Origin of the sequence: Alkalihalophilus marmarensis DSM 21297 (assembly GCF_000474275.2) — a bacterium.
Classification (GTDB): domain Bacteria; phylum Bacillota; class Bacilli; order Bacillales; family Bacillaceae_D; genus Alkalihalophilus; species Alkalihalophilus marmarensis.
In genome coordinates this window covers 1-12,196 of the sequence record NZ_ATAE01000011.1, presented here as the reverse complement: position 1 = coordinate 12,196, position 12,196 = coordinate 1, and the positions used below count along the sequence as shown (strand labels likewise).

At 33.7% G+C, this 12,196-nt stretch carries 15 protein-coding genes; 13 read left to right on the top strand and 2 right to left on the bottom strand.

Annotated elements, in window-relative coordinates:
* Nucleotides 1-29 precede the first annotated feature (29 nt).
* Nucleotides 30-374 (bottom strand): DUF6176 family protein, encoded by a 345-nt coding sequence (locus tag A33I_RS05785; RefSeq protein WP_022627530.1) that lies wholly within the window; start codon nt 372-374, stop codon nt 30-32.
* Between the two features lie 218 nt (nt 375-592).
* Here A33I_RS05785 and A33I_RS05780 point away from each other — a divergent pair, with 218 nt between their 5' ends.
* From A33I_RS05780 to A33I_RS05730, 11 genes are all read left to right on the top strand, one after another.
* Complete coding sequence (locus A33I_RS05780) at nt 593-1,636, top strand: ArsR/SmtB family transcription factor (RefSeq protein ID WP_022627529.1); 1,044 nt, start codon at nt 593-595, stop codon at nt 1,634-1,636.
* Nucleotides 1,637-1,648: 12 nt separating this feature from the next.
* Nucleotides 1,649-2,869, top strand: coding sequence for an MFS transporter (locus A33I_RS05775; protein WP_022627528.1), 1,221 nt, complete (start codon nt 1,649-1,651; stop codon nt 2,867-2,869).
* 141 nt (nt 2,870-3,010) lie between these two features.
* A complete protein-coding gene (locus tag A33I_RS05770; RefSeq protein ID WP_022627527.1) occupies nt 3,011-3,433 on the top strand; it encodes a MarR family winged helix-turn-helix transcriptional regulator in 423 nt (140 codons plus the stop codon).
* Nucleotides 3,424-3,771 carry a DUF3147 family protein gene (locus A33I_RS05765; protein ID WP_022627526.1) on the top strand — a complete coding sequence of 116 codons (348 nt, stop codon included), beginning with the start codon at nt 3,424-3,426 and terminating at the stop codon, nt 3,769-3,771. The genes A33I_RS05770 and A33I_RS05765 overlap by 10 nt, the downstream gene beginning before the upstream one ends.
* 530 nt (nt 3,772-4,301) lie before the next feature.
* Complete coding sequence (locus A33I_RS21250; protein ID WP_235806165.1) at nt 4,302-4,634, top strand: hypothetical protein; 333 nt, start codon at nt 4,302-4,304, stop codon at nt 4,632-4,634.
* A 147-nt stretch (nt 4,635-4,781) separates the two neighbouring features.
* Nucleotides 4,782-5,615 (top strand): DUF4037 domain-containing protein, encoded by an 834-nt coding sequence (locus tag A33I_RS05755; protein WP_022627525.1) that lies wholly within the window; start codon nt 4,782-4,784, stop codon nt 5,613-5,615.
* Nucleotides 5,616-5,769: 154 nt separating this feature from the next.
* Nucleotides 5,770-6,258 carry a hypothetical protein gene (locus tag A33I_RS05750; protein WP_022627524.1) on the top strand — a complete coding sequence of 163 codons (489 nt, stop codon included), beginning with the start codon at nt 5,770-5,772 and terminating at the stop codon, nt 6,256-6,258.
* Nucleotides 6,259-6,633, top strand: a complete 375-nt coding sequence (locus A33I_RS05745; RefSeq protein WP_022627523.1) for a hypothetical protein — start codon at nt 6,259-6,261, stop codon at nt 6,631-6,633.
* 159 nt (nt 6,634-6,792) lie between these two features.
* Entirely contained in the window at nt 6,793-7,317 is a 525-nt protein-coding gene (locus tag A33I_RS05740) for an SMI1/KNR4 family protein (protein ID WP_022627522.1), read from the top strand.
* A 136-nt stretch (nt 7,318-7,453) separates the two neighbouring features.
* On the top strand, nt 7,454-7,642 hold the full coding sequence (locus A33I_RS05735) for a hypothetical protein (RefSeq protein WP_022627520.1): 189 nt from the start codon (nt 7,454-7,456) through the stop codon (nt 7,640-7,642).
* Between the two features lie 126 nt (nt 7,643-7,768).
* A complete protein-coding gene (locus A33I_RS05730) occupies nt 7,769-8,341 on the top strand; it encodes a helix-turn-helix domain-containing protein (RefSeq protein WP_022627519.1) in 573 nt (190 codons plus the stop codon).
* Here A33I_RS05730 and A33I_RS05725 read toward each other — a convergent pair.
* Entirely contained in the window at nt 8,290-9,696 is a 1,407-nt protein-coding gene (locus A33I_RS05725) for an aminotransferase-like domain-containing protein (protein WP_022627518.1), read from the bottom strand. The two genes, A33I_RS05730 and A33I_RS05725, sit on opposite strands and share 52 nt — an antisense overlap.
* A gap of 133 nt (nt 9,697-9,829) precedes the next feature.
* On the opposite strand from A33I_RS05725, the gene A33I_RS05720 reads away from it, so the two are divergent.
* The gene (locus A33I_RS05720; protein ID WP_022627517.1) at nt 9,830-10,627 is read left to right on the top strand and encodes a 2OG-Fe dioxygenase family protein; all 798 of its coding nucleotides are present in this window, start codon (nt 9,830-9,832) and stop codon (nt 10,625-10,627) included.
* A gap of 7 nt (nt 10,628-10,634) precedes the next feature.
* The gene (locus tag A33I_RS05715) at nt 10,635-11,531 is read left to right on the top strand and encodes a DMT family transporter (protein ID WP_022627516.1); all 897 of its coding nucleotides are present in this window, start codon (nt 10,635-10,637) and stop codon (nt 11,529-11,531) included.
* Nucleotides 11,532-12,196 lie beyond the last annotated feature (665 nt).

Here is a 12,196-nt window from a genome sequence, read left to right as displayed (position 1 = left end):
CCTAAACAGAGATCTTCTTTAATTAAGCGTTAGTTCATACTGTTTCTTACTTTTTGAGGTATCATAACCACTTCTGTCTTTAAGTCGAATGGTTTAAAAGTTTCATCTATACATTCATCCCAGAACTCTAAATGCCTTTTATCTATCCAATGTTCTGATTGCTCTACTTCTTGTCCACCTTCACCTTGGACTGAAAACCAATATAAAAACTCGTCACCGTTCAGATGCTCTCTAAAAATGGTTTCAACATACATTTTTTCTCCATCTAACGTAACGAGAACATCTTTCATATTATCATTCAGAAACTTTAACCATTCATCAACTCGGTCCGATTTCCCTTTCTTAACCCTAAATCTCGTTAATTCTACGTTCATATTATATCCTCCCTGTTTAATACGCTTCATCATCTACCACATTTTAACAGAAAATTGGAGAGTTGCAAATAATATTAAAAAACAACAATCTTTGAGAAACAGCCTTAATAAAAGAGGACATTCAAGCAATATTGGATATATTATTCAAAAAATATTGAACCGGATATAATTTCAGTGTAAAATTATTCTTATCAAACACATAATTTCGAGGTGATCTTATGGAGGTAATACACTCAACAGGCAGAAAAAGAGAAACGTATGAAGTGCAGTTTGCTTTTTCTCCATTATGGGAATGCGCTCTAGGAATAGCGGCGGTAACGAATTCTCGTCTCATTAATACCTTAGAAAAATCCGTAACATTTTGGGATGAACTTAAAGGATCATTACCGAAAAAGTTATTAAGTCAATTAGAGTTTGTGGAAAAAAACAATACTTGGAAGGCTCTTTTACAATTACTCCATCGATTTAAAACTGATAACTTGAATGACTTTTGTTTAAGTATTGAAAGGCTAGATGAATCTAAACTTAAATTTAATTGCCTTCCTTTTATTGGTGAGCAGTTTCAACATTTAAGGGAAAGAGCTGCAGCAGGGGAGAGGGATGCCCTGATAAAAATGAAACGGCTAACAAATGAAAACCCTTTTTTTCCTCAGTACATAGAATTTATTAGTTTAGCTGACGCAAATGAACTTAAGGTTCATTTAATTGAAGTAATGACTTTATGGTATGAAGAAGTAATAACACCAGAACTAGAGCTGATTAATCAGATTTTATCCACCGATTATAAATCTAAAAATCAAATGAAAAGAGAGATATCTCCTGAAGAACTTGTCCAGTGGGCAACAGGTGGAGTTAATTATCTCCCTGAACCAAGTGTTCACAACGTTTTACTCATTCCACAGTATGTATATCGCCCTTGGACTATTGAAGCTGACATTGAAAATACAAAAGTCTTTTACTACCCAATTGCAAATGAAAGTCTTTCACCGAATGATAAATATATGCCTAATAACTTCCTAGTGCAAAAACATAAGGCATTGGGGGATGAGATAAGACTTCGTATCGTAAAATTATTATCAGAAAATGACCGTTCATTACAAGATCTCACAGGACATTTAAACATGGGCAAAACGACTATCCATCATCACCTTAAACTTTTACGAGCTGCTAAACTAGTTGAAATGAAAGGAGCAAAATATTCGTTAAAAGCAAATATTATAGACCTGCTTTATAAAGAACTTGATTTATACATTAAACAATGAGTAGGTGAGATGATGAATGGGTCTATATTTAGAAACCGATCGTTTGTTTCAACGTGGTTAGGAAATGGAATATCGGAACTAGGGGGAGCCTTTGGTACATTTTGTAACTCAATCTTAATTTACCAGCTCACAGGCTCTACTTTGGCTTTAGGAAGCATGTGGCTTTTATATTTTTTACCCTCATTAATTCTTCAACTATTCATAGGTCCTTATATTGACCGTTGGAGTAGAAAGTGGATTATGGTACTTTCACAATGGACAAGGGCTATTGTATTTATCATTCCGTTAGTCGCCTTACTTTCAGGCAGCCTTGAGGTGTGGCATATTTATGTGGTTCAATGCGTGGTTGGTTTAATCACTCCTTTCTATGTACCTGCTAATCACGCCATAACACCGACTCTTGTAAAAAAAGCGCAATTACAGACAGCGAATTCCTACATTGAGGGGACTGCTCGCCTAATGACCTTTCTCTCTCCACTTATAGCAGGAATAATCATCGAACTTACTGGTGTTTTCTTTACTCTTATTTTAGTGAGTACTTTACTAATGTTAAGTGGTTTTACTTTATTATTTATTCAGGAACATAGAATGAAATTAAAAGTAAGAAAAACATGGTGGGCCGATTTTTCAGAGGGAGTATCTTTCTTCTTCACTCAAAAATTAATATTGTGGTTAGGAGTCTTTTTAGCTTTTGTTCAATTTGGCGTGGGGGTAACTATGGTAACGACTCTGCCATACATAACGGACGAGTTAGGAGGGTCTTATGCAGAATACGGTTATTTTATGGCTGGATTTCCTATTGGATACTTGGCAGGTGCATTTGTAGTAACAAAGATAAAATATAAAAGTCGTAGGTATCTCATGCTCGGTTCCCTTTTTATAGGAGGACTAACCTTTATAGCCCTTTGCTTTAACTCTAGTATTCCTTTAGCAATCATAATAGAAATAATCGGAGGAGTTGTCATGGCTGTTTTTAGTATCCATAATACTACCATTTGTCAAAAAATTGTCCCAAATCATATTATGGGGAAAGTATTTTCAGTTCGCCTGCTTATTATAAGAGGAGCAATGCCTTTGGGGGTGTTAATTGGCGGACTGTTAAGTGAAATCTTTGGTGTACAACTCTTGTACCTCCTCATTGGTTTAGTGATTAGTTCTGTATCATTGATAGGAATGTGTTTGCCGTATTTCAAATTTATTGATGAAAAGTACCGTGAAGAAATGGTTTCATAAACTAACAGAATACAATTTATAAGAAAATCAGTCATTTTACTAAACTGCCAATACGGTAAGTTTTGTTTATTATGAACCTCCTTTAATCTTTACATAAGAATATATCGTATTATAAGATATAAATGAGAGGGGGTTGTTATTATGTCTCTTAACGATACCATTAATAACATAAATCAAAATTGGACTGACATTTATCATCTACTCCATTACGCTCATCAAGAGAATATCTCGCACCAAGCTATACGATTATTGCAGCATGTAGAAAAAAAGAAAGAAACAACGATAGGTGATCTAGCAACATACTTAGGTGTGACCCATAATACTGCATCTGAACACATTAAAAGATTAATTCAAAAGGGCTATGTAACCAAAGAAAGAAGAGTTGAAGATGAAAGAAAAGTATATGTCATATTAACTGCAGAAGGGAGGAAAGTGTTATTAAAGAACACACAATTGGATCATGAAAAACTCAAAGATGTATTAGAAAATCTTGATCCATCAGATATTGTAATGATAGAAAAAGCATTTATGCTTCTTAGTCAGGGGGCGAAAAAATGTTTTTAGTTTTTAAGATTTTGGTCTCTGCGATTATTATTGGCATAGTAACAGAAGTAGCTAGGTTCTTTCCGAAGTATGGAGGCATCATTGCTGCATTGCCCTTAGTTAGTCTACTGAGTTTATTCTGGCTATATATGCAAGGTGAACAAACTACCAGCCTAAGCAAATTCGCCTTGGGGGTCCTTTGGGGATTCCCAGCAACTGCTGTCCTATTAATTGTAGTGGCATTTTCATTAAAAGCTTCTTTTTCATTATTTGTCTCCATAGGATTTGGAGTAGTAGGGTGGATCATATTTTTATCGATTCAAGATTTTCTTGTAAAGAAGACTTCACCATTTTTCTAAACTCAAGTTGCTGCATAAAGAGCACTTCTTGTTGTACTAACAAACAGTCTTTTGCCAACAGAAATAAGTTCAACCTACTTGTTTAAACACGTTATCAAAAACATATAACATTATTGAGGAGGTAAATTTGTTTGGAGAAAAACACCACACATAGGTGACTCAACCAAGGCGGTTACTTTAATAGCAATCGCTTTTTGTATTTAAACCATATCGTATAGGGTAAAAACATGGAGATTTATGTTAAAATATACTGACTTTGTTAAATGGGTTTTTGAAGGAAGAATGTAGGGGAATAGTAAAATTCAATCCATGTTAAAGGAGCGGATTATTAATGAATTGTTCTAGTGAGCAAATAGACACCTGTAATTTAAAAGTAGAAGGTGATGTCGGGGCAGATCCTATTTGGTGTGATCTCTGTGGCCATAATTTAGACATAGAAGAAATCCCTCTATCCAAATGAATTAAAAAACAATTTAATAGAATGGGCAACAAAGTACGGTGAATGGATCAATTGGGATGTAGATTTATTATTGCCTAACGGTGTGGAGATAGAGGAAGAACATAACAAACAAGGAGAGCAGTTGACGGAAAAAATGAAGGAAGAACTTATAGGAAAATACAGAATTTGTTTTTCTCCTTCCACCATGGCGCGAAACTATTCAATAAATCTATACGTAAATACAAGTAAGAAAGGGGTGGTCAACGTGGATGTTTTTGATGCGATGATAAACCTTGTATTCTTAATGCTTATCATCTTTCTCCTCTCAAGAGTCGCTCATTTTATGAAATATACTAAAAATAGATTAGATGAGATAGATGAGAAAGTGAATGAAATTAAAGACTCTATGTCTAAAAAGAATTAGAACATATACTACATTAATTCAATCATTAATTTAATAGAAACCTCCCTTGAATAAGGCAGGTTCCCTCTGTCGTATGAAGGAAATCAAAGTTTAAATAGAAGAGGGAGATTTAGTACCGATTAGAAGGAATTAAAGGGGAGGAGCCATATGAATTTAGAAAGATTAGCATCCCAAATATCCAATTTCTATAAACAAAACCAAAAAATAGAAGCTGTTTTATTAGGAGGTTCCGTTTCACGAAATTGGCATGATAAACATTCAGATATAGAGCTGTTTGTTTTTTGGAAAGGAGCTCCTACTGACGATGAAAGGAAAGCACCAATCATAGAGTTAAATGGTAATATTATAGATTTTCACCCATACGAGGAGGAGGAATGGTCCGAATCTTACATAACCCAAGGTGTGAAATTTGAAATAAGCAATTTTCTAACAGAGACTATTCACAAAGTTATAAGAGATGTTATTACTTCTTATGATACGGATTTAGATAAGCAATGTATTTTAGCTACAGTTTATAACGGGGTTACCCTAAGCGGTGATTTAGTTATTAATAGTATGAAAGAGAAAGTAAGCAAATATCCTTATAAATTAAGCGTAGCTATGGTAAAGGAAAATTTATATTTAGGAAATAGATGGAATAATCGTGAGGCTTTACTTGAGCGAAAGGATTGGTTAATGCTTTACAAAGTGATGACAGAGGTTCAAACCAAATTAATGGGAATCTTATTTGGTTTAAACCGACAATTCGTTCATCATCCAGCCTTTAAGTGGCAAAAGCAGACACTTGATTCAATGGAAGTTACTCCTGAAAATATAGTAAATCGCTTAGCATCTACTTTTCTTGAAGACCCAAATGTATCAGTAAGAGAATTAGAAGCAATAATTCAGGAAACATACGAACTTATAAAATGTGAACTTCCCCAAATAGATGTATCTTTTGTTGTTGATAAATCGTTATATCTGAGACCGAGAAACGATTAAGAGATACTCTTTCAATCTGGCTCACAGGGCAAATTGATTATAGTGGAAACGTCCTCAGATATTGATGAAAATATATGAATAATATAAATCAATAAAAATAAACATGGGTGATATATTCATTAGGTACCTATTAATTTAAAGGAGACTTGAGCATTTGAATGAAATACTTAAACAATTATTAGAAGAGGACCAACATGATCTAAAAACCATGCCCATTGATAAAGTTGAACGTGATAGAGAAAGGCGAAAGGATGTTCTACGTATTCTTAATAGTGGTGGTGCTGCAGCTGCAATTGACTATATCCATGCTGCTGTTATCTTTCAACATGGTGAAACATTAGAAGATTGGTGGCAAGCATACATATTAGGTGTGAAGGCCATAGATTTAGGTTTTAGACCAAAATGGGTAGCGGCTGTTGCTATGGATAGGTGGTTGTTACATAAAGGGAAACCCCTTAAATATGGAAATCAAGTTATCCCTTTTGGTGGAATTTATCGAATCCCTCCATTAGAACAAAATACATCAGATGAAGATAGACATCTATGGAATTGCCCATCGTTGTTAGAATTATTTTCTTTTAAAAATCTGCGTGGATTCATGGCTTATGAAGGTGTCAGTACACTAAAAAATGAAGATTTATAAGTGGATGTTATAAAACTAGAAAGACATCCTGCACATAGCCCTACTCTCGCTGGAAGTCCTTGTGATACAACAAGGGATCATCGCATAGTTTATGAAAACTCTTATGGATGGAAATGGATAGAAAATAACAATGGTTTATTTCAGTTAGGCTGGTTACTCATGCCTGATGTCCCACAATTAGCACATGCAGTAGCAGATGAAGGAGTACTTACTATGGAAAAAGTAGTTCTAAATGAACAATCTTGTATTTTGGTTACATATGATCGGAGTCATACTCTTTATGCTAGAAGTAATGAAGGTATATGGGCTATAACAGGTTTAGATTACAATGATGTAATAGAAAAAGGGTTAAGTTTATTAGCCGGTTCTAATTAAAATGAGTTAACAACGGTCCAAAGTTACAAAAATTATTATTCGATGATCATCCTTTTTAATATTTTGTGTAGTGAACCAAGCAGCTTAATAAAAAAAAATAACGACTGAAATAATGAAGTTGTAAGTGTTGCTCTGACTACCTTTTTCTGGGGGATTAATATGAAATATATACATATCTGGCAAGAAGATAATGATTACGGCAAATTAGAACCATTAACAGATGAAATGGTAAAAAAAGTAGAAGATGATTTAGGAATTAAGTTACCCCATCCATATATACAGCTCTTAAAACAGCAAAATGGCGGGTATCTCATCTTTAATGCCCACCCAAAAGATGTACCAACCTCTTGGGCTCCTGATCATGTTAATGTAAATCACTTATTTGGTATTGGAATGGGGACGGAGAAAGGAATACTAGATAGCAGCTATCTTATTCAAGAATGGGACTTGCCTGAGAACATCGTGCTTATTTCTGGAGATGGACATGCTTGGATTGCCCTTGATTACAGAAATACCAAGTCAGAGCCTTTTTTAATGTGTTGTGCTGAAGGAGAAAATAAGGGAATGATTGAAGATGATTATTTAGATGAAGTCTTGCAGGAACTATCTACTAGTAAGAATAAGGATGTTAAAGAGTTTGCTCTATATTCCTTAGAACAATTACAAAACAGAATTCATAAATAAAGCGAGGTGCATTTAGATGAGCTTTTGGACTTGGGCAGCAATTGTTATTGCATTAATAGGTGGCGTAGTTGGAGGCTTGATTGGTGCTAAATCAAAGCGGAAGAACTGATTTTTTATATGAAGGGAGGTAATTTAGTTGAATAGTAAAACTAAGGTATTGATTACATTCGTTTGTAGTTTACTCATTTTTGCCGTTGGTATGTTTAGAATTCTTACGGAATCACTCTCTTCAACACCATTGTTTGTTGGCTATATTTTTGTGATTGCTGGGTTAATAGGAGTTGTAGCTAACGGTTTGATTTTAAGAAAGGTACGAGTGAATTAACTATGTGGAAGAGCGGTTCAAGAAGTAAAAAAGGCCGTACATATGCATCCTACAAACCTGAACGTAATTTGTCGGGGCGGTTCTTCTTTATCTTGTTATCCTTATAAGCGAAGGGAGGTTAGCTAAATGGATTTGCTTAATAAGATGAACGCAGCAATAGACTATATTGAATATCATTTGGATGATCAAATTGATTACAAAAAAGTTGCAAAGATCACCCATTTCTCTGAGCATCATTTTAAACGAATGTTTTCATTTATTGCGGGGATAACCTTAGCTGATTATGTACGGAGAAGACGATTGACCTTAGCTGCTTTTGATTTAAAAGAGAACGAGATGAGGGTAATTGATATAGCTATTAAGTATCGTTATACTTCTCCTGATTCATTCTCAAGAGCATTTCAAGCATTACATGGGGTAAACCCTAGTACTGTGAAAAACTCAGACGTTCCTTTAAAAGCATATCCTCGAATGACCTTCCATCTTTCGATTAAAGGAGATGTTGAAATGAATTACAAATTTGTTGAGAAACAGGCTTTTACTGTAGTTGGCAAAAAAGAAACGGTAGCTTCTACAGAAGAAGAGTTCAAACCGAAAATGTGGGATCCTATTGATGAAATTGAAGAAGCTGTTAAGCCCTGTATATATTATGAATTCCCTCCTTTCAAATCCCAATTATCCAGTAGCTGTTTGATTTGAAGTATACCCAACTCAATTTTCTCCATGGATTCATAAGAAAAAGAAAACCTAATAGAATTATTTTCAGAATCCCCATATATAGAGCCTGGATTAATTAAAACGCCACGTGAATAAGCTAATTTAAACAGTTTGTACATTGGAATGTGGTATTCATCATAAAATGTAAACCAGATAAAAAATCCTCCACTTGGTGTCTGAAAGCTGCCGTATTTGCTTAAATAAGTTTCTAATAGGTTGATTAAAATTGCACAACGTTCTTTTAATTTGTTATTCAAAATAAATAAATGATTAAAATATTCTCCCGATGAAAGTAGATCGTGAAAAACTAATTGTGATAATATGCTTGATCCATAATCAGTATGTAATCTAATGTCACTTAATCTATTAATTACTTTTTCAGCTCCATAAATAAAGCCGACTCGGAAAGAAGGGCTAATTGTTTTTGAGAAGCTACTTACATACAATACCCTTCCTTGACTATCGTATGACTTTAAAGGTCTTGAGATCTTATGGTCAAAATTTAGATCTCCATAAATATCATCTTCAATTATCAAGGTGTTATTTTGATTCGCGTATTCTAATGATTTATTAATTATCTTCTCTGAAAAACTATATGTAGTTGGATTTTGATGATTGGTATTTAAATAAATCGCATCTACATTTTCCTTCATGTCAACGAGATTAGATGAATTGGCATTAAACATTAATTTAGGTACTAGCTTGATATTGATTTGATCGAGAAAGTCTAGAGAGTTGATAAAAGAGATTTTATCAGAGACCAAATTCGTGCCGGTTTGTAAAATCCCTGTGGATATAAGCTGTATACCATTTAATGCTCCCGAAGTAATCATAATAGATTCAGGTGATGCTTTTATCCCCTTCTTATAAAGATAATAAGAAAGTTCAGCTCTAAGCTTATAATTTCCTTTTCCATCTCCGTATTCGTGATCTATCGGCACTTTAGAAATATTGATTAAGGACTTATTGATCATTTCTACAGGTAATAGGTCATTACCAAGTGTCCCCTTACTAAGCTGAATCAAACCTTTATCTAACTCAAATTTATTAATAAGTTGGACTAGCTTTTTATTTTCGTGAAAAAATGACCATTTAGTAAGACTGTCCCATTCGAAGGAACTCGTTTTTTTAGCTACAAATGTCCCTTTTCCTTGCACACTATAAATAATTCCTTCCGCTTTAAGGGTATCTAAGGCCTTTATAACAGTAGTTCTATTTAGTTTAAATTCCTTTGATAATTCACCTTGTGTGGGGATTTTATCATTAACTGACCATTCTCCAATTTTTATTTTATCTCTTATGTATAAGACAATGTCTTTGTATGTTTTACTCATCATTAATCGCACTTACTTCCTTTTAAAATTTGTTGAGTAATAAAGTATCTTATTTGTTGATCCCAAAGTCCTGTTTTTTAAATATACTTCTCTTTGTAACACATCACCATGAATGTAAAAACAAGGAGGAAGTAAAATGAGTGAGTTAAAAAAACACGGGTTTACAAAATTTAATCTAAGAAAGACCTTAAAGACACCTAGTCTTGATAAGGACCTAACATTGATAACGGAAGCCTTTGAATACTTACCGGAAGATTCATATGCCAAAGGGTTAAATAGATATCGTAGGTATTCTAGAGCAATTATTAACCCAGCAAATAAGACTTTAGATTGGTTACCTAACATTGAAGAAAATGGAGTAATCTATAGTGATTATTTCCAAGGTGCATTTAATCCAGAGTTCATAGATTCATATCGTCGATTTCCTTCCATTACACAAGACATTAAAGAAACTCAATTATTAAAAGATATCATTATGAATGATTACAATTTAACATTTTGGAAAAAAGAAGAATTATTAATGCCTATTCACGTTGGAGTCCACTTTGTCAAATTGCTTGTAAACACTGAAGGTGAGATAGCCATCTCCTCACCGAACCATTTGCATCAAGATGGAGAACCTTTTACTTTCGCTCATTTGGTTTCCAGAGATAATGTATTTGGTGGTGTAAATGCTATTGCTACACCTGCTAATGCTGGTAAGCAGCCAAGTGATGTTGGTTCAGAAGATCTCATTGTAGAATTTACATTAGATAGCCCGTTAGAATCTTATGGAGTATTTGATGCAAAAGTAAGTCACTATGTTGGAGAAATCATAAAAGGAACAGAAGATAGACCAGGGGAACGTTCCGTTATACTTATTGATTTCCAAACAACAGTGGTTCCTGAACCATTAGACGAAGAAGTAAAAGAAGACTTATTGATGTCAGTGTAGGGATGCTATGAATTATAAAGTATTCTTAGCTTACTCAATAGCTGTTGTCCTTTGGGCCTCTGCTTTCCCTGGAATAAGAGTAGGGCTAGAACATTATTCTCCTCAACATCTGTCATTATTAAGGCTACTGATTGGATCAATTGGGTTAATACTATTTGCCTTAATAGCCCGAATAAAACTACCAAAATTAAAGGATGTACCAGTTATATTATTATTGGGGTTTTTAGGTTTTTCTGTTTACCATACTGCATTAAGTATAGGTGAGCAGTCTGTGAGTGCAGGCGCAGCAGCTTTATTAGTTTCAACCACTCCAATTTTTTCTGCTTTATTAGCATTAATGTTCTTAAGAGAAAGAATGGGTAAATTCGGATGGAGTGGTTCATTTATTGCATTTTTAGGTGTAGCAATAATAATGCTTGGAACTGGAGATACGCTAAGCTTACAGTTAGGCGCTTTAATCATATTAATTGGTGCTTTAGGTGAAAGTTTTTATTTTGTGTTTCAAAGTAAATATTTAAAGAGTTATGGATTTTTACCTTTCACAATCTATACAATAGTTTCAGGTACCATTTTTATGTTATTCTTTTCACCTGGTCTCACTTTGGCTATTAGTGCAGCCCCATTAGACATTACTCTAACCGTGATTTATTTAGGGTTATTACCAACTGTCATTCCTTATTTCTGTATCGCCTACGTCACTTCAAAAGTTGGGGCGTCTGAAGCAACAAGTGTACTATATTTAACACCCGCTATAGCTATATTTATATCATGGGTTTGGTTAGGTGAGATTCCAACGTTTCTAACAATATTAGGCGGTATAATCACGTTACTTGGTGTAACAGTGACAAGCTTGCAAAGTAAACAAATCACTGAACAGGTTCCCGATAAAAGTTATATTGTTTAAGAAACAGAAAAAAATAATCTATTATTTTACTATTTCTGATAAATATACAATAAAATACAATGTAAATCCAATAAAAAACAAAAAAATTCGTCTGCCCTCATTCTTGAAAGGCGGACGAATTTATATATTATTTAATCTATTTGTTACATTTGTGCCTGATTGGGTAGTATCTATCTTTATAGACAAACAGGTGGAATGGAGAGTAGTGAAAATAACTTTTACTTGTATTTATTAATGAAGGTAAGGCTGTTCAATATACATTTATATATCGGTAGGGTGGGATGCATTCACAAAAGAAATTAGTAATTACTCCATCTAGTGAATTAATTAAATTAGAGAATAAGTGGTAAAACAAAAAATCAATGATATAGCTGACTAATGGTTATCGCCATTTTTCAATGAATTAACGAAGCAGCATCCTTCAATAAGGGATGCATTTTTCTTTGTTAACGAAAACAAAATTAATATTAAACCAAAAGGGCAATATTGTTAAATATTGGATTGAATTGAAACCTAAATCCTAGCTGTTTCGTAAAAAATTAAAAGGGAGGGAATAAAATGAAAAAATATATTGTATTTATATTCAGTTTTATGCTTCTATTTATCGTATTACAAATTATATCAGGTTGGGTTCTAACGATTTTCTATACTCCTGATTTTTCTTC